The 18866-nt window shown below is 42.0% G+C and carries 12 protein-coding genes and 2 pseudogenes; 3 read left to right on the plus strand and 11 right to left on the minus strand.

Annotated features, from left to right (window positions below):
- Positions 1-57 precede the first annotated feature (57 nt).
- The 6 genes from H6G83_RS13900 to H6G83_RS13925 all read right to left on the minus strand — a co-directional run bounded on the left by H6G83_RS13900 (position 58) and on the right by H6G83_RS13925 (position 8049).
- Entirely contained in the window at positions 58-873 is an 816-nt protein-coding gene (locus tag H6G83_RS13900) for a hypothetical protein (protein ID WP_190472966.1), read from the minus strand.
- A 304-nt stretch (positions 874-1177) separates the two neighbouring features.
- Positions 1178-3925: a hypothetical protein gene (locus H6G83_RS13905; protein ID WP_190472969.1), complete on the minus strand. Its 2748-nt coding sequence runs from the start codon at positions 3923-3925 to the stop codon at positions 1178-1180.
- Positions 3873-4250, minus strand: coding sequence for a hypothetical protein (locus tag H6G83_RS13910; protein WP_190472972.1), 378 nt, complete (start codon positions 4248-4250; stop codon positions 3873-3875). Before H6G83_RS13910 ends, H6G83_RS13905 begins: the two co-directional genes overlap by 53 nt.
- Positions 4251-4333: 83 nt before the next feature.
- On the minus strand, positions 4334-4876 hold the full coding sequence (locus tag H6G83_RS13915) for a hypothetical protein (RefSeq protein WP_242044587.1): 543 nt from the start codon (positions 4874-4876) through the stop codon (positions 4334-4336).
- Between the two features lie 1314 nt (positions 4877-6190).
- Positions 6191-6964, minus strand: coding sequence for an SDR family oxidoreductase (locus tag H6G83_RS13920; RefSeq protein ID WP_190472978.1), 774 nt, complete (start codon positions 6962-6964; stop codon positions 6191-6193).
- 269 nt (positions 6965-7233) lie between these two features.
- Complete coding sequence (locus H6G83_RS13925; RefSeq protein WP_190472982.1) at positions 7234-8049, minus strand: Cif family virulence factor; 816 nt, start codon at positions 8047-8049, stop codon at positions 7234-7236.
- A gap of 84 nt (positions 8050-8133) precedes the next feature.
- On the opposite strand from H6G83_RS13925, the gene murG reads away from it, so the two are divergent.
- Complete coding sequence (gene murG, locus H6G83_RS13930) at positions 8134-9204, plus strand: undecaprenyldiphospho-muramoylpentapeptide beta-N-acetylglucosaminyltransferase (protein WP_190472985.1); 1071 nt, start codon at positions 8134-8136, stop codon at positions 9202-9204.
- 173 nt (positions 9205-9377) lie between these two features.
- Here the strand turns inward: murG and metK are convergent, their stop codons facing one another.
- Both metK and H6G83_RS13940 read right to left on the minus strand, forming a co-directional pair.
- Positions 9378-10562, minus strand: coding sequence for a methionine adenosyltransferase (gene metK, locus H6G83_RS13935; RefSeq protein ID WP_190472988.1), 1185 nt, complete (start codon positions 10560-10562; stop codon positions 9378-9380).
- Between the two features lie 89 nt (positions 10563-10651).
- Positions 10652-13669 carry a cation-translocating P-type ATPase gene (locus H6G83_RS13940; protein ID WP_190472990.1) on the minus strand — a complete coding sequence of 1006 codons (3018 nt, stop codon included), beginning with the start codon at positions 13667-13669 and terminating at the stop codon, positions 10652-10654.
- Between the two features lie 447 nt (positions 13670-14116).
- On the opposite strand from H6G83_RS13940, the gene H6G83_RS13945 reads away from it, so the two are divergent.
- Entirely contained in the window at positions 14117-14560 is a 444-nt protein-coding gene (locus tag H6G83_RS13945; RefSeq protein ID WP_190472993.1) for a pyridoxamine 5'-phosphate oxidase family protein, read from the plus strand.
- A gap of 1159 nt (positions 14561-15719) precedes the next feature.
- A complete protein-coding gene (locus H6G83_RS13950) occupies positions 15720-16226 on the plus strand; it encodes a hypothetical protein (protein ID WP_190472996.1) in 507 nt (168 codons plus the stop codon).
- A gap of 139 nt (positions 16227-16365) precedes the next feature.
- Here H6G83_RS13950 and H6G83_RS13955 read toward each other — a convergent pair whose 3' ends face one another.
- The 3 genes and pseudogenes from H6G83_RS13955 to H6G83_RS34970 all read right to left on the minus strand — a co-directional run.
- A complete protein-coding gene (locus H6G83_RS13955) occupies positions 16366-17832 on the minus strand; it encodes an aldehyde dehydrogenase family protein (protein WP_190472999.1) in 1467 nt (488 codons plus the stop codon).
- A gap of 499 nt (positions 17833-18331) precedes the next feature.
- Positions 18332-18532: pseudogene (locus H6G83_RS36395) on the minus strand (histidine kinase dimerization/phospho-acceptor domain-containing protein); the annotation flags it as partial.
- A gap of 148 nt (positions 18533-18680) precedes the next feature.
- A pseudogene (locus tag H6G83_RS34970) lies at positions 18681-18866 on the minus strand (RNA-guided endonuclease TnpB family protein); the annotation flags it as partial.

Raw genomic sequence — 18866 nt, forward strand, 5'->3', positions numbered from 1 at the left:
CCGATGAAATTTGTTGAGTTTAGTTAATCTATTTGTAGTCTTTTTACTCAAATAGAATTATCGGCGTTCATCTTGTTCATTGGCTGTTGATTCTCCATTTATATTTCTGCCAAATAAATCGACTTGAGCAGTATTTCGGAGCAGTCTAGCAGCTTCTGTTGAGGTGTCTACTCGTCGCGATCGATTGGCTTCTTCCATTTGTTGGGAAATGTTCGCCAGATTGAGATTAGAATATTGTAGAGATTGGTTTGCTAATACTGTTTGATATAAGTTTTCGCTGATCATTTTTGATTGCTCAGTTTGGATTCTAATACTTTGCACTTGTAAGTTTGCTTGGTCTGTAGTAGCTTGAAATGTATTTCTAGTTGCAGCATCTTTCGCGTCACTAACTAACTGTCCGATAGACGATAGAATTCCATCAGCATCTCTAGAATATTGTTCAATATTTTGAATACTTGTTTCTGTATTCTCAAGTTTTGCTTTCATTCTTTCTTGTCCCTCTCTCCCCAGCATCCCCTGTACTGTACTCCGGGTGATATAACGATTAATTTCGTTAGTCACTGCGTTGGAATGTATTGCTTGGTTATTCTCAAATTTGTCTGGTATGGAGTTGAAAAATAAGACATCTCTCCGAACTTGATTACCAGCCGCAATAGGATTAGGTATATTTAAATCTCCTGCTGAACTACTCAAAGCATTTTGTGAGCTAGTAGTTTCTAGAGGGTTTAAAGTTTCACTCAAGTTATATCGCAAATAGTTTTGTAAGTCTGTAGAGTAGGATTGGAAATCAGTCCAAACTCTCCCTAATTGTGCCATTGCGGGAACAGCTAATAAGCTTAAAAATCCTAATGTGAATAAAATAGTTTTTTTCATTTATTTACAACCCTGGTTATTTTTTACCATTAACAGTGAACAGTTAAATTATTGGGTGAAACAACACCAATTGGTGGAAGGCTGGTGTGTCTAAGAGGTTGTTTGAAAAGTGATTAGCTGTGATTTTAAGCACTATCGCTCTCCCTAACCCCCCTTAAAAAAGGGGGAGGAAAACTTTTCAAAGTCCCCTTTAAAAAGGTTGATTTAGGGGTATCTAAAAGTATTTGATACATGATTAGAGACTTTTCAAACATCATCTAAATTCCCCACAATACGCCGTTAGGACTGATAACTGATAACTGATTTAACTACCGCGCAAACTAGCTAGTAATTGACGTGCAAATACTGATATTGCTTCATATTTATTACTGTAATGTTGCATTGCTTGTTGACGTGCTGTTTGTTCATGGGGGTTATTCGCAACTACTGCTAATTGTTCATAACCCGGATAATAACGGCAAAAGGTAGGAATGCCGTTATCATCTAATAGCCATTGGCTGTAAACTCCTTCTTTACGGGGGAAAAAACTTTCTGAGGCGTTACGCGCAATAACATCTCTGGGATATTTCAAAATACTGACAAAACTATCTACCGCCACTGGTTGAATACGCCCAATTAATCTTGTCGTCAAGTTTTGTAAAATCTTGGATGCAGCTTTAGATTTGGCGATGGTGTCGGGGTCTTGTGCTGATAAAATTACCCTAATACCTGCTTTAGCTCCGTTAGCACACATTCTGCCCACTAGGTCGGAGATTTGGTCAAACTCAAATAAAATCGGCGCTTCATCAATAAAGAAGATGGAAGCGGGACTACTTAAGGCGCGACGCAAGGCGGCGGAATAAGCACTTAAGGAAAGTACGGCTGCATCTTCGTTATCTGAGAGGTTTCGCAGCGCAAATACTAAAAGTTGCGCGTCGGTAGGAAAGCTAGAGGGTGCGGAAATTGACTGTCCCACACGACTGGAAAGCCAGAAGCGCAAGCGCAGGTGAATTTGACTGAGTGCGTCTTCAACTCTTCCACTCACAGAGTCTAGCTGTAGATGTTCGGGGGAACAAAAATGTAAGAAGTCTTGGAGGGTGGGGGTTTTTTGCCATTCTGGACTACCAAAACCACCCGCGATCGCCATTCTATATCTTTCTTGAATCCCATGATCAGCAAAGAAAGCACCCAAGGCCAAGTTGAGTAGGGAACGGACGGTTTGTGTTAGCAGTTGGTTGTCAGCAGATGAGCCTAACACCATCGTCATCAATGCTGATTCCAAAAAGCCTGTATAATCGAGGAGGCGATCGCGTTGTTGTTCTGGATCGAGCGATCGTAAATCTGGCTGTTCAAATAAGTTATTCGATTGTTTGGAAATATCAAAATATGCCCCGTTCCCTTCCATAAAATGGGCATAGTCGGTGAAGGTGGATGTACCATCGGGTTTAGGAAAGTCCAATGCTACCACCGGGATACCATGCGCCAAAGCCTGAGTTAAAATTCCTGATACCAATACTGACTTTCCGGCGCGGGTAGTCGCAAACAAGGCTAAGTTTTTATGTTGGTTAAACATATCCAACTGTACAGGCGTACCCCCTTCTTCGGCAATTAATTCAAAGCCATGTTTATCACCAGCTTTGGTAATGACTAAAGGCATTAAACCAGGTACTTCACTAGTTAAATATAACTGGCGACGGTTGAAGGGTTTAACTAGTAAACCTTCCCAAACTATAGGTAAAGATTGTAACCAAATCTTCCAAGCATACTCAGTTTCTCTCACCACCCGCGCCGGACGTTGAAAGCAGTTTTCAATATACCTTGTCGCCTCATCCAATTTGTCCACCGTGGGACGATGGACAAAAATAGCCAAACCTGCATAAATGGGGACAGCCCCTTCAAATAGTTGTTCTTGGGCTGCAACTGACTTTCTTAACTTTAATTGGGCGTTAACGTCAATTGTTTTACTCTTTTCCTGCGCCATCATCGCCGTCACATTCGACTGCTTTAAGACTCTTTGTAGGGTAGTCTTTACCAAAGCTGGGTTAGCCGCCGTCAGTTGACAGACAATTTCTGTATCTACTATTGACTCTCGCGCCAACAGTTCCCACAGATAACGCAGTTGGGCAAATTTATTCGGCCAGCCACCAGGCTTTTCGAGGAAAGTCATCGCCCCAATATAATTATTATTGACATTCACCCAACGGCGATCGGCACAAGGGACACCAGACTCCATTAACAAGGTTGTGCTGTGGACATTTTCTATTAATAATTGGGTACTAGATAATTCTGAATGTACTTGTTCGTAAAGCCCATTTTCATCTAGAGTGACTAATTGGGGAATATCAATTGGTTTAGTATCATTAAACCTCCGCCAGACTTCTTGCCAAAGTTCTTCTGCATTTAACGGTTTAATATCCAACCCCATCTTGTTAGATAAAAGTTGTTCCCAACGACAAAAACCTTGTTGGTATGCTTTACCGATAATACCTTCAATACGCTGATTGGCAATTTCTGCCATATCACCTTTAAAATTTAACCACCAAGCCTCTACCCTACCTAACAGTTTTTCAATCCAATCATCGGCATTGGTGGCAGTAGGTTCTATTGTATAACTTACGTAGATTTTTAAGAATTTTGGCTTGCGAATCCCCGCCGCCGTTAATTCTTGCGTCCTGGCTCTTTCTGCCATCAACAGATATTTAATATCTCTTGAGGGAGCGCGTCTAATCAAATCTGATAATTCCGTTTGGCGCTGTTTATCTGAACTAAAAGACCCCATGTGTAAGGTCATATTTTCCCCTTCGGGAATGTCTTTTAATCCAGATTCGATATTATTAAAGATTGTGTCTATCTGTTCTTTTCTTAATGTGGTATGAATGCCTTTACATTCAAAACCAAAAACAAAGCAAAATTTATCTTTTTGAGTTCCTTTCGTTAAAATATACGCGCCAATATCACGCCCATCCAAGGCAATTCTCAGCATGGTGGATAGATGTAGCGCATCCTCAAAAGGCGTTAATCTACTTTCGTTTCCGGCGAGACCGATGCTTTGTTTTCCGATTTTTTGCTTCATGGTTTACTTCTAGCAAGCTGTGATAACGAGCAAAGCCTCTTGTCCAAGTGGGAACTCCAATAAATTTACTTAAAAAGCGCCAACTCCTACCACCAGATAATATCCACCAAGTGGCCATTCCCCAACCAGCAATCAAAAAAGTCCATAGCCATCTTTGAAAGTCATCTGGGAAAATAGCCCCAAAAATTCCATTGATGATAAAGTATGACGTTAGACAAATGACTGTCCAAGGAAATATTTGGTCAGCAGGAATTGGCCCTAGTGACGGTTGAGAACCTAAAATTTGATTAACTGGGCGAAATTCTGGTGGACGTTCCTCAGACATACAGCGTTTCTCGTGAGATGAAGGAGAGACTAGGGGTTATGGACTAGAGTATCAGCTAATCCTGGTGGTGGGGGCTGTAATTATTATTTACTAGTGTCACCAATGACAAATCCTGTGAGTACATCTGCAATGGTAACAGCTACAACTACTAATAGGGGAGTTCTCGCTACACTTTGCCAATCTTCGTCCTTACGAACTGCATTGATTACGCCAACGAGAGACATGGCAATATACAGTAAAAATATACCTCGCAACACGTTAAAAATTAAGCTGACCGCTTGTTGGCTACCACCGCTATTCGCAGTTCCCTGGGTTAAGGTAGTTTTGAAAAAGTTTTCTGCTTTACCAAAAAATTGCGCCTGTGCAGGAAAGGCTAAAACATCTAGCCAAAATACAATCAAAACCAAGGCGGCTGCCAATATTTGGCACAAAATTAGCCATCGCTTTGGTAAATTTAATTGCTGTCCAACTTGATGAATGACTATGGCAATTAAACTACCAAATAGCATACAAAAAAGCAGTAAGGGGCTTTTTAAGCTGATAACACTGAGAAATACAGCACAAGCCAATAAAAATGGTACTGATTCTATCAGTTTTAACCGTAATTGTTTTATTATCTGGTTCATTTTATTAACATTTATAGTTTCATTTTTTGTAAAAATGTTATATGCTTGTTGTGCATGAACTTTCTGTTTTGGCATTGATCAGTTGTCCTACTTGCTAATGAAAACCCTGATTGACAAGATTATTGAGACTTTGATAATCTATCATGCACTAACACCTTTTATCCAAAAAAATATTAATTTTTCTTTACAATATCTATATTATGACATTGTAAGTAGTTTAAATTTAGTTAACAATAAATTAACAATACATTAAATAAATATTCAGGACTTACGCACCAATGTTATCTGTTAAGACTGGGTGTAAGGGTGTAAGGGTGTAGCTTTTGAAGGCTTACACCCCTACACCCCTATACCCCTATACCCTTGTCCAAACCCTTGATTTTTCGTTTTCATGCGTAAGTCCTAATATTGTTAACCGCATATATTTCCAGTTAGCAATCAGTTTCAGTCTTGGGAAAAACTTATCTTTAATGCCTAGCTGGAAAATTGGCTAAATTAATGAATAGAAGAACTATTTTGAACATACTCTATCAACTTGGATCTTCATTTTATTAATTGACCAAAAATGCTATGATAAGCTGAGTTATTTAATTACTGAAAATTTCAGCTTACATGAGTAAATCTAGAAAAATGCTAAACACAATAACAAAGCTAAAACCTGATTGCTCTCAGCTTTAGTCAAAGTAATTGATAAAAGTATAGGAAGTTTTGCTTAGTAGATGCAAAAAAGGTATTGTGATATACATAGCCAAAATTTAGCTATAGATAAATTAGTTACTCAGCTACAGGCGATCGCCTGTATAAGTAGCTCTGCAATAAGTTACTGGATGGAAGGAAAAATGTCCAGTCTTAAATGTTAGCATCTTAGCAGTTTTGGTCAAACAGTCAAACCAGCCTCATGGGAAATGCCACCTTTGAATATATTCGTATTATCTATAAATTAATATAACGCTCCTCCATCAGTGTTGATATAAAAATCATAGCTTCATGGAAAATTCAGTATAACTACCATAGTTTAGAGCGTTTTCAGCCTCATTGACAAGCTGACAGCACTGACGCAGCAAGGGAGGTTGTCTGTTGAGACTGGGGGTTACGGGGATAAGGTTTTGATACCGAGTTGTAGTCAAAGATAGTAAGTTGGGGTGGGGAGTATTATATAGGACTTACGCAACTGGCAGATTTTTTCTGTAGGGTGTGTGACGCTCTTAAAATATTTGAACGTAGTCATGAGACTTGTAGCGTCACGCACCAACCACCAATTGTGACACTTGCGTAAGTCCTGAGTAAGTGTCACCTGTCACCTGTCCCCTAATACTATTGTCGCCGATTAACCAATGTGGCGCTAGCTTGGTCAACAGGCATGAGGATCACTTGATTAATATTGACATGGGGCGATCGCGTCGCACAAAAAAACACCACATCAGCAATATCCTCTGGTGTCAGTGGTTGAACTCCCTGATAAACCTTGTTCGCCCTTTCCCTATCCCCATGAAACCGGACTTGGCTAAATTCGGTTTCTACCATCCCCGGATCTACGGAAGTCACACGTACTGGAGTACCCAGCAAATCTTGTTTCAAACCTTCGGAAATAGCTTTGACTGCGGCTTTTGTCGCACAGTAAACATTACCACCAGGATAAGTTTGATGTCCGGCGATAGAACCAAGGTTAATGACATGACCGCGATCGCGCTCTACCATCCCCGGCACAATATAACGGGTAAAATAAAGCAGACCCTTGATATTGGTATCAATCATTTCTTCCCAGTCTGGTAATTCGCCTTCATGCAGTTTATCTAAACCACGACTCAAACCAGCATTGTTAATCAGGATATCAATTGCCGACCAAGCAGGCGGTAAACTAGTGATAGCAGATTCTACCGCATGGCGATCGCGCACATCCAACTGCAATAAATGAGTTTCTACCCCAAACTCCCTACTCAGTTCATCAGCTAGCTGCTGTAACCTTTCCCACCGCCGCGCCGCCAAGATAAGTTTTACACCCGCACCAGCAAAAATCCTCGCGCAAGCATTACCAATACCACTACTCGCGCCAGTAATCAAAACAATTTGATTCTTCAGGGAAATCATATTAGTTATTAGTCATTAGTCATTAGTCATTAGTCCATAGTCAACAGTCAACAGTCAACAGTCAACAGTCCATAGTCAACAGTCAAACTCTATGGACTATCTAACTTTTCACGTTATGTGGAAAAGTCAACGTCAGACCTAACCCCCCAGCCCCCTTCCCTACAAGGGAAGGGGGAGAAATCAAAGCCTCTCTCCTTGTAGGAGAGAGGTTTGGAGAGAGGTCTTCTAGATGCCGTGAAAAGTCAGATGGACTATGGACTATTGAACTACTATCTCACCACTTGTAAACGCTGTGTCACCATTGTCATACCACCACCCCGCAAGATGACAGCAGAAATCCAGCGATTACCAGGCGTTGATGGGGCGCGTCCAACTTTGAAAAGACCGCCTGAATTGAGGGGTTGTAAATCTACAGGTGTACCTTTGAGATATTTATCTGGTTGAACTGGTTCTTCTAAAGCAGTTCCCAAGAGTAAATCATCTCCTAATGGTTCTTGCACAACCGCATCAAAACTATATTGCTGTCCAACTTTTACCTGCTGTGGTAATTTAAAATCTATTTGGGGCGGCTTGTTACCAGAGGTAACTAAAGTACGTTCTGCTAAAATCTCTTGGCGGGTAATTTTTCCCCCAGCAATACGCTGACGCGATCTGATGGTGGCGTTGAGAGTCAGGTTATTTTTACCTGAACCTGTGATATTAGTTACCGTTTCGGCAACGATCGCATTTCCTTCAGATTTCCAAGATTGTACTTGTGTAGTGTATTGCAATTTGGGATAAGTCTGCCAAAATGTAACCAAGGCTTTTTCTAAAGTTTGGCGGTTCAACCCATCTCCATGAGTGAAGGTTGGACTATAGAACTGTAAAACTCCTTTCACATCGCCTTTGCTGGCGGCGCTATCAATTTGCGTCAACAGGGTTCTTAATTCAGTAGGCGCAGCGCCAGATGTGCTTTGAGCCACTTCTGTTGCTTGGGTAGGTTGCCAAACATTGACAAAACCCAGGGATAAAAGACACAAAATCAGCCAAATACTGTGAGAAAATTTGCTGTGGCGTTTGAGTAGTAAAAAATTTATCTTAGTCATGGCGAAGAGTTTACTGATAGGAGTGGAGAAGGTCAGGAAATTGTTTTATCTTAATTAAGCTAGGCGCTAAACGGTATAGTTTCAATGGTAAATGCACCAATAAGATTACTCATAGCAGCCAGTGGGACTGGTGGACATTTGTTTCCGGCGATCGCACTGGCAGAGAAACTACCAGATTATGAGATTGAATGGCTGGGTGTCCCCAATCGGCTAGAGACTCAGTTAGTCCCGAAACAATATCCTTTGAATACTATTGCAGTTGAAGGGTTTCAGCAAGGGTTCGGCATTTCATCTTTAATCATCTTAGGTAAACTTATCAATGCGATTTTCCAAGTCCGCCGACTCTTGCAACAAGGCAAATTTCAAGGAGTCGTCACCACAGGCGGATATATTGCTGGCCCGGCTGTCATTGCAGCCCGTTCTCTAGGTTTACCCGTAATTTTTCATGAGTCCAACGCCTTACCAGGAAAAGTTACCCGCTTTTTTGGCCCTTGGTGTAGTGTAGTCGCCTTGGGATTTGAGGTGGCGGCGCAGTATTTACCCCGTGCTACCAATGTATGTGTGGGTACTCCTGTCCGTTCACAATTCTTAAACGCCAGTAATAATTCTCAACTAGATTTAGCGATTCCTGAAGCTGTACCTTTAATTGTCGTCTTCGGTGGTAGCCAAGGCGCGGTGGCGGTGAATAAGTTAGTGCGTGAAGCGGCGAATGCTTGGTTTGAGGCTGGCGCTTACCTAGTGCATTTAACAGGCGATCGCGATCCCGATGTGGATAGCCTGAAGCACCCGCAGTATATAGAATTACCCTTTTACGACAACATGGCCGCCTTACTGCAACGAGCTAGTTTAGCCATCAGTCGTTCCGGTGCTGGTAGCTTGACAGAATTAGCAGTCTGTGGAACACCAGCAATTTTAATCCCTTACCCCTTTGCGGCGGAAGACCATCAATCTTACAACGCCGAGGTATTTACCAAAGCTGGCGCGGCGTTAAGCTTTAAACAGTCGGAATTGACAGCCGAAATATTACAAGCTCAAGTGTTAAATTTATTACAGTCGCCAGAAGAGTTAAGGAAAATGGGGGAAAATGCTCAGGCGATCGCAGTTCCTGACAGTGCTGATAAATTAGCCTCTTTAGTGCGGGAAGTCGTAGAATGAGCAGTTTTAGTCAACCAAATAGTGTAGGCAAGATGCCTACACCACAAGAGTTATATTTATGCAATATTTTAGCCTTGCCACACCAGTAAAGACGTTGCCTGCAACGTCTCCATATCATTTATTTGGCTCAATTCATAGAGAATTGCTATAAATTCCCCAGTTCCACAAGAATTTTAAAACATATCTGCTTTATCTACTTTCTCCCAAGGTAAATCTATATCCTGCCTACCTACATGACCATAAGCAGCCAGTTTCCTATAAAAACCACCTTTAGTTAAAGAGGGTAAATGTCTTAAATTAAATTCTTTGAGGATGCCTGCTAACCGAAAATCAAAGTGCTTTTCTAATAAAATTGTGATGTCTTCATCAGATATCTTTCCTGTACCAAAAGTTTCTACTTGAACACTCACAGGTCGAGAAAGTCCGATAGAATAACTTAACTGGACTTCACATTCATCAGCTAGATTTGCGGCTACAACATTTTTAGCAGCATAACGGGCAACATAAGCACCAACTCTATCTATTCTGATAGGGTCTTTACCGCTTAAAGCTGAACCACTGTGCTTGGAATATTCACCATAGGTATCGATCGCATTCTTTCTCCCAGTTAAACCAGAATGTACAGCCGGGCCGCCGACAATAAAAGCACCATCGGGGTTAATAAAGATTCTCGTGTTTTCATCTGGCTTAATTTCTTCATCGGCAAACACAGGATAAATCACAGTTTCGCGAATATCATCCTGTAATTGCTTTAAGTCTGGCTTGCCGGCTTTATTTTGGCTGGCGATGACTGTAATACTATGGATTCTATAGGGACGGCGATTTCTATATTCAACTCCCACTTGGGTTTTTCCATCAGGAGTCAGATAACTGAGAATATTCTGCCGTTTTACTTCAGTAATGCGTTTAGCTAGCTTGTGTGCCAACCATATTGGTAACGGCATCAAGGCGGGTGTTTGATGACAAGCAAAACCAAACACGGTTGCTTGGTTGGTGACGGTAATTTGTTCTATTTCTGCATCAGATAATTTTTGTTCATCAAATGAATGAGATGGGTCTGGCGGTAATTCTTTTAAGCTGGTCAAGATGCTACAGTTTTTACCGTTAAATTCCATCTGTTGATAACCAACCTGATCAATTACCTGTCTGGCTATGTTGGTAAAATCAACATTTGTATTCGGTTCAAATCTGGCGGCTATAAATACAATACCAGTAGATGCAGCGCATTCGGTAATGACTCTAGCGTAGGGGTCTTGTTGTAAAAATCGGTCTACGATCGCATCACTAATCTGATCACAGAGTTTATCAGGATGCCCCTCTGTGACTGATTCAGATGTAAACATGAAGTCTTTTTTCATAATTCACCTTTGTTATCAGTTATCAGTTATCAGTTATCAGTGAACATAGCTTGATAACTGATAACTGATAACTGATAACTGTTCACTGTTCACTGTTCACTGTTCACTGATTGAGTCTTCCTCATCGCCTTAATCTTCTTCATCCCGCCGCTAATATCCTTAGTTCCTTCGTTGACAATTAGCGGTAACAAGGCACTACTACCAATGACCGCACCATCTACAAGACTAATGGGGGTAATTCTTAACAGGTTTCTCAGGGGTGGTACAGCTACAGCTACTAGTTGTAAGGCGAAGGAACCTGTCACCGCCGCCGTGAGGTAGGGATTTTTGGGGAGTTTTTCTTGACTGAATATGCTGTGTTTTTCGGAACGACTGCTAATTGTATGCAGGAGTTGGGCTGTTGTTAAAGTCATGAAGGCCAGGGTGCTGGCTTGGGGGCTGATACCATATTTGAGGATGCCGTAACCGTATGCAGCCAGGGTTCCCGCAGATATGGTGCTGGACTCAAAGGTAATTCTGCCAAAATCAGATTTCTTGATAATGGGGTCTTGGGGGTTGCGGGGTGGTTGGCTTAAGACATCTGGTTCTGGCGCTTCCATTGCTAAGGATAAGCCGGGGAAGATGTCGGTTACTAAGTTCAACCAGAGTAGTTGAATAGCATTTAAGGGTTCGCCTATACCTGCGGCGGTGGCGGTGGTCATGACGATGATTTCGCTTAAGTTGGTCGCCAACAGGAAATGCACTGACTTACGAATGTTGTTGTAAATTGTCCTTCCTCGACTGACGGCGATAATCATCGTTTCTAGGCGGTCATCTTCCAGAACAATATCTGCAACTTCACGGGCGACATCGGTTCCCCCTTTACCCATAGCTACCCCAACCTGGGCTGCTTTCAAGGCTGGTGCATCGTTAATCCCATCGCCTGTCATGGCGACGACTTGACCTGCATTTTGTAAAGCTTGGACTATTTGCAGTTTGTTGCTGGGACTGATGCGGGAAAATACATCTACTTTGTCGCTGAGGGCGGTTAAGGCTTCGGGGGTGAGGTTGTTGAGGTTGGTGGAGTCGAGGATTTCTAATTGGGGCGATCGATTTAATTCTAATTCTTTGGCGATCGCATAAGCTGTAGGACTTTGATCCCCAGTAATCATGACTGTATTAATCCCCGCATGATGGAAGTCGGCTATTAATTCTTTCGCCCCCCTTCTAATTGGGTCTGCCATCCCCACCAAACCCAGCCAAATCAAGTCTGCTTCATGGTTGCCGTTGTGGGATTCATCTATATGGTTGTAGGCTACACCCAACACCCGCAACGCCTTACCCGCCATGCGGTCATTTTCAATTTCCAACAATTGGCGGTCTTGGTCGCTTAAAGGCATTACTTCCCCATCTTTCATCCACCCTCGGCACATCTGCGCTACTTCGCCGGGGCTACCTTTGACGGCGACTAGTCTATGTCCATTATGAGTTTCATGGATGGTACTCATAATGTTGCGGTTTTCGGAACGCAGGTTAGTTTGTAGTAAAGGATACTTGTCTCGCAAGGAAATTGCATCTACTCCAGCCGCAATGCCCATGTAAATCAAGGCGTTTTCTGTCGCCGAACCTGTAACTACATACTCACCTTCTACCTGATCAACACCACTTTCATTACACAAAACTGAGACATGAATCAGCTTTAACAGTTCATCGTACATATAGGGGTTGATATTTTCTTCCCCGGCGATGAACTCCCCATTGGTAACTTTAATTTCCCTTGTGTTGGTGTGAATTTCCACCACCGACATTTTATTTTCGGTAATTGTACCCGTTTTATCCATGCAAATTGTCTGCACAGAACCCAAAGCCTCCACCGCACTCAAACTGCGGACGAGGACTTTGTTCCGTCGCATATCGCGGATACCCAAGGCTAAGGTGGTCGTGGCAATTGTCGGCAAACCTTCGGGAACAGCCGCCACCGCCAAGGATATGGATGATTTCAACATCTGCACTAACCCATATCCCCGCAGCAGTCCCATCCCAAACACTAACCCACAAAGACCCATACCAATAACTACCAGTTGGCTACCTACCTGGTCTAACTGTCTGGCGAGGGGTGTTTCTGTGGCATTGGCTGTACCTACGAGGGTTTGGATATGACCCATTTCTGTGAATTGTCCTGTGGCGATAACCGCCGCTAACCCTTGTCCCCCGGTGATGTAGGTTCCCCTGTAGATCATGTTCAGGCGATCGCCCAATGGTACATCTTCCCCTGTCAAAGATGCAGTATCCTTACTTACAGGCAGACTCTCACCAGTTAAAGCCGATTCATCTATACTTAAGTTATCTGCGTAGATTAATCTGGCATCGGCGGCTACATAACTACCGGGTTTGAGAATTAAAATATCTCCCACAACTACATCTTCTGTAGGTATTTCCTGTGGCTTCCCATCCCGCATCACCCAAGCTGTAGTTTGTTCTTGATGTTTCAGGGAATGGATGATGCGTTCCGATTGAGTTTCTGTAGCGAAGCCAATCGCTGCATTCAATCCTACCACACCCAAAATTACTAAAGCATCAATCAATCCGCCAGTAAATACCGAAACCCCAGCCGCCACACCCAATAAAGCCACGGGTAAGGATTTGAACTGGTCAACAAAGATACTTAAACTGGAACGCACCTCTGTTTGGGCAAGTACATTTGCCCCGTATATACTCAAATTAGTCGCAGCCGACTCACTAGATAACCCTGATGGCGATGTCTTGAAGGTATCCAGCACCGTCTTCGCTGGCATTAAATGCCAATTTTCGCTCTTTTGCTGTTGAACACCAGGGATTCGCTGGGTTTTCTTCACAATTTTCTCCGACTTTCTCCCCCGGACTTGCTGATGGCTTTTTTGAAAATTGTTAAGAACTTCATCAATTAAATAAGCAACTTGCTTGTAGCTATATTCTGGCGAAAAGAAGACCAAAATATTACTTGTAGAGATATTAGCAGAAACATTGAGAATTTCTGGTTGATTGAGGAGCGATCGCTCCAAATATTCTTTTAGAGATAGCGAACGATAAAGTTCTTTTACCTTATATCTAGCTCTCCCTTTGACAGTAGTATGTATTGCTTGAACCACTGCGACTCTTACTCCTGTAACGCCCTGAACCAATTTAAACTTCTATAATATGCTGACCCGTAACTAATTATAAATAATAAAAATATTATTTTTAAACACAATAATTGTTAAGACTTTCAAAGTTATATTTTTATCTTCTTAAAAGTTGCCAACAACTAACCAGTGAATTTCATAAAACGTAGCACTTATTCTATCTAACTCAGCGCTACTCTGCGTTGATAAATAAAATTTTTCCTCCTATAGCTATCAACCATATAGAACCTTACTTAAATAAATCCTCCCCTCCATCAATCTAAAGTTACAAACTAAGGCGTTTCTTTACTAAAAATATAACTTAGCTATTCTGCAAACTCCCCCTTTAGTCTGAAGGATTGCCTAAATAAAAATGCTAGTACTAATTAAGTGGCTGAAAAGCCGAAGCATTGATAACTAACACATAGCAAATAAATGACTATTTCCACAGACCGCAATCAACAGATTCAGCAGTTGCAACAACTAATTCAAGGCATTGATTACGCCATGCTAACTACCATTGATGAAGATGGCAGTCTGCACAGCCGTCCAATGTACTTTAATGGTGACATTGATACTAATGGCACACTTTGGTTTTTCTCATCTGCTACTTCTCACAAAGCACTTGAAGTAGAACACCGTCAACAGGTGAGTGTTAACTTTTCATCCCCCAATCAACAGCGATTTATATCTATATCAGGTACAGCAGAATTAGTAAAAGACCGTCAAGAAATTCAACAAAGATGGCAGCCTGAATTAGAAACTTGGTTTCCTCAAGGATTAAATGAACCCAATATTGCTTTGCTGAAGGTAAATATCAAGAGGGTGGATTATTGGGATGATAAATCCAATTTTCACGCCAAATCAATTAGTCTGTAAATAATCTCAAATCTGGCGATTTTTCAATTATACAATGGTGGGCAATGCCCACCCTACTTATCAATAATATATATGACCAAGTAAAACGGACTAAATAAATCAAGGTTTGTAGTCAGGACTTTAGTCCTAAAAAAAGGACTAAAGTCCTTACTACGAACCCAATTGTGATAACTTTAGATTACTTAACATAGTTTGGTTTATTTTCCACCGCTTACTTAAGCAATTGTAAATTTGCAAAACGAGTAGAACAGATACCAGAGTAGGGGCGTACATTTGTGCGTCGCTAATTGCTTGTTCGTTAATATACTACGGGCTTGACCAGGACTTACGCACCAATGTTATCTGTTAAGACTGGGTGTAAGGGTGTAAGGGTGTAGGTTTTGAAGGCTTACCCCCTACACCCCTATACCCCTATACCCTTGTCAAAACCCTTGATTTTTCGTTTTCATGCGTAAGTCCTATTGACATTTCTTAAACGTAAACAAAATTACAACTAGGAGATGCCGACAGAGTAAATTTATATTTACTTAATTATCGACCTGGAGGTGCGATCGCTACAATACATCCTACCTCAACCAAGAGAACCTGACATCAGGTGACTAGGGTTAACTGAGGAACTGGCGAACAAAAAGATGGCGATGCTCTCCCACCGTAGGTCATGATAATTGTTAACCATTAACTGCTCACCATCAAAAACTCTCCAAAATCCTGTGATTGTGAACCTATTTCGTTAAATTATTCATATATAAGATTCATATTTAATTTTTGCATAAGATACTAGATATCCTATCCCTTGTTAACTGCCCCCTGTCCCCTAAAAAACATTAGAGTAATGCAAGTATTGCTTTTCTTGCTCACTGTCCCCTGTCCCCTGTTCCCTATCCCCTATCTACACCAATAAATTCAGGCATCGAACCAGATTAATATAAGTATAACTTTTCACTTACTTTACTTACAAATTCATACAGCGTAGAGTAAGAATAGTTTGGATTTTTGAAACCATATCAAATTTATTTTGAAGTTTGTTTCTTTAGCTTACTAAATCAGCAACTTCAGTTAATATTAATCAGGTTTTACTGTTTAGTTGCTCATCCTGACCTAGTTGCTCACTTAGTATTAATTTCAACTCACTCAATAGCTTTTAGCCCTCATTGCTCCCATGCTGACCCATCACCGCAAGCCCGTGTGCTTATCACTTATCTCAACTGATCTGCCATTCTGGTCAGTTGTGGAAACTGCTGGAACACTATATCAAAAGGATATTGATAGGTTCCATTTATTACTGACCGCACCACCGTTAATCACTTGTGAACTAAGTCCTGATCCAGAAGAAAAACTTTTACCACGTACTAGTAAAGCTTATGCTCCTGCTAGTCCCAGAGTTTTGTGGTTAGAAATTTCTCCCTATCGAGTAATTATGACCATGCAAGGTAACGATCAAGTGAGTTACCGTCACTTTTGGGAACAGGGCGTTTATGGTATGAGTCGGTATTGGCTACCCGCCGAGTCATTACAACCAAACGATCCCATCCGCTTACGGAATTATACCAATACCTTAAGTCTAAGCGGACGCGAATTACCTGAAAATTTGCGTGTGGAATATGAATTATGGTCTGAGAAAGTCCAACTAGGTCGCTATATTCTCAATTTAGAAATTCAACATTAATCAAAAATCTCCGCCCCTTTGTGGGTGGAGATTTTGTCATTGGTCATTGGTCATTAGTCACAGAACCTTTAATTCATTTTCCCCCTTTTTTAAGCCAGGGCGGTTCTCAAGACGTGCGAAAACAAGCCCTAGCCCCTGCTTACAACTTAATCGTCACAGTCTTAACTTCTGTGTACTGTTGCAACCCATATTCACCGAGTTCTCGACCAATACCAGACTGCTTGAACCCACCAAAGGGTGCAGCCGCATCGAATACGTCGTAACAGTTGACCCAAACTGTACCCGCGCGGACATTATTGGCGATCGCATGAGCTTTGGTGATATCCTTTGTCCAAACGGCGGCGGCGAGTCCATACATGGTAGTGTTTGCCCGTTGTATGACTTCCTCGATGTCTTTGAACTTGATGATACTCATCACCGGGCCGAAAATTTCCTCTTGGGCAATTTTCATCTCATCGCGGACATCGGCAAAGACTGTCGGGGCGATAAAATAGCCACGTTCCCCAACTCGATTTCCGCCGCACAACATCTGTGCGCCATCTCGCATCCCCGACTCAATGTAACCCATCACCCGGTCGAATTGTTCTTGATCTACCTGCGGCCCTTGTTGGGTGTTTGCATCGAAGGGATCACCAACTACACGCCTTTTAGCTTGTTCTACAGTTCTCGCGACGAAATCATCATAACATTTTTCTTCCACAAATAACCGCGAACCTGCACAGCAACATTGACCTTGGTTAAAGAATAAAGCATCATGAGCGCCGGCGATCGCTTCATCAAAGTCAGCATCAGCAAACACGATATTCGGACTCTTACCACCCAATTCCAGAGTTACCCGCTTGAGGTTGGTTTTAGCGGCGGCTTCCATAATTAGATGTCCCACCTCAGTCGAACCAGTGAACGCCACCTTATCGATATCCATGTGATGTGCGATCGCTGCCCCAGCAGTTGGGCCGTATCCTGATAGTAGATTTACCACACCAGCAGGAAACCCAGCTTCCACAATCAACTCTCCCACCCGTAGCGCTGACAACGGAGTTTGTTCGGCTGTTTTCATCACCACAGTATTACCCGTTGCTAAAGCTGGTGCTAACTTCCAAGCCTGCATTAACAAGGGGAAATTCCAGGGGATAATTTGTCCCACCACACCCACCGGTTCATGGCGAGTGTAACAGAAATAAGGCCCATTAATCGGGATAGTTTTTCCTTGTACCTTATCCGCCCAACCTGCATAGTAACGGTAGCAGGCAATGACTAAGCCTAAATCACCTAGAGAATCTTGTAAAGGTTTGCCGTTGTCTAGAGTTTCTAACCGCGCCAACTCATCAATATTCTGTTCAATTAAATCTGCTAACTTATAAAGCAAATCACCGCGTTTGGTAGCAGATATCTTTGACCATTCTCCATAAAAAGCGGCGCGGGCTGCTTGTACAGCTTTATCCACATCTGCCGCATCTGCTTGGGCCACATCACAGATGACCTCGCCTGTAGCTGGGTTAATCGTCTCAAATCTCCGACCGCTAACACTTTCTACCCATTCATTGTTAATTAGCAGCCTGGTTGGGCCGATTTTCACCTGTTGCTTTGGTTCCTTCGCTGTAACCATCAGGCCCTCCTAAAGCTATGAAAAATTTGGTTTAAATCTATATCTTTATGTTTCCTGCTACACAGCATTTAGGTAGATTTCTTTATATTTTTTTTGTTTTTGCTTAACATTTCTATTTTCTCAAACTAAAACTGTTAAATAAGTAGATAATTTATGCTTTGCTTATGGCGATGTCATGAAAATGGCTGTGATGAAAGATGAGCGATCGCCCAATTCGGAAACAGCCACAATCAAGCTACTCTAGATGCTGGAGATAGCGATCATATCTCCCCTCTAGCTTATCTCTTCCTGACTAACGAATGTTGTTAGGCTCAATAGGTTGTAAAATTGCTTCCTCTAGTTTCTGTTCGTTGTAAATAATACAACCAAATATTCGCGTTAGCTCTTGCCAACCAATAATAGTTCTAGAGATGGAATTGCTGCTATGCAAGCCATAAAGGATATGGTAACTGGAGAAATTGAATATTTTCGCTATCTATTAGTTAATCTTGCCTATACTAAACTCTTTTTGTTCGCTTGAGAGATTTGCGTCTTGGTTCATCAGTTGGGAAAAGCCGAGAATCGCATTGAGGGGAGTTCGTAATTCATGGCTCATATTAGCCAGGAATGTGCTTTTAGCTCGGTTGGCAGTTTCGGCGGCCTCTTTAGCCTGTTCGAGTTCTGCTTCTGCTTTTTTGCGATCGCTGATATCTCTTCCTACCGCCTGGAAGTGAATAATACAACCAGAGTCAAGTCGCTTCTCTACGAGACGCTACGCGAACGCTCCAATTCAAAATTCACGCATTCAGTCAATAATACCATTTAGATTTTATCGGATAATTGACTTGCATCAGTTGACACTCTCCGCCCTAAAAGTGCGGAGATTCTTCATTCATAGACCCAACTTGCTCACACAAGATTTCTCCAGCATGAGTAGAGGTCGAATCTCCTGAAGCGTTCGGATCATAGATCCAGGTTCCTACGTGACCCGTAGTACCCAAGGCTAGTTTCAGAATGTTAATCGCTGCGTTCCAATCTCTATCCATCACAAATCC

The organism is Anabaena azotica FACHB-119 (genome assembly GCF_014697625.1).
GTDB classification, from domain to species: Bacteria; Cyanobacteriota; Cyanobacteriia; order Cyanobacteriales; family Nostocaceae; genus Trichormus; species Trichormus azoticus_A.

Coding starts and splice junctions, on each gene's coding strand:
- H6G83_RS13945 (WP_190472993.1), top strand. CDS start 14,117: ATGACTATTTCCACAGACCGCAATCAACAGATTCAGCAGTTGCAACAA.
- H6G83_RS13950 (WP_190472996.1), top strand. CDS start 15,720: ATGCTGACCCATCACCGCAAGCCCGTGTGCTTATCACTTATCTCAACT.
- H6G83_RS13900 (WP_190472966.1), bottom strand. CDS start 873: ATGAAAAAAACTATTTTATTCACATTAGGATTTTTAAGCTTATTAGCT.
- H6G83_RS13905 (WP_190472969.1), bottom strand. CDS start 3,925: ATGAAGCAAAAAATCGGAAAACAAAGCATCGGTCTCGCCGGAAACGAA.
- H6G83_RS13915 (WP_242044587.1), bottom strand. CDS start 4,876: ATGAACCAGATAATAAAACAATTACGGTTAAAACTGATAGAATCAGTA.
- metK (WP_190472988.1), bottom strand. CDS start 10,562: ATGAAAAAAGACTTCATGTTTACATCTGAATCAGTCACAGAGGGGCAT.
- H6G83_RS13920 (WP_190472978.1), bottom strand. CDS start 6,964: ATGATTTCCCTGAAGAATCAAATTGTTTTGATTACTGGCGCGAGTAGT.
- H6G83_RS13910 (WP_190472972.1), bottom strand. CDS start 4,250: ATGTCTGAGGAACGTCCACCAGAATTTCGCCCAGTTAATCAAATTTTA.
- murG (WP_190472985.1), top strand. CDS start 8,134: ATGGTAAATGCACCAATAAGATTACTCATAGCAGCCAGTGGGACTGGT.
- H6G83_RS13955 (WP_190472999.1), bottom strand. CDS start 17,832: ATGGTTACAGCGAAGGAACCAAAGCAACAGGTGAAAATCGGCCCAACC.
- H6G83_RS13925 (WP_190472982.1), bottom strand. CDS start 8,049: ATGACTAAGATAAATTTTTTACTACTCAAACGCCACAGCAAATTTTCT.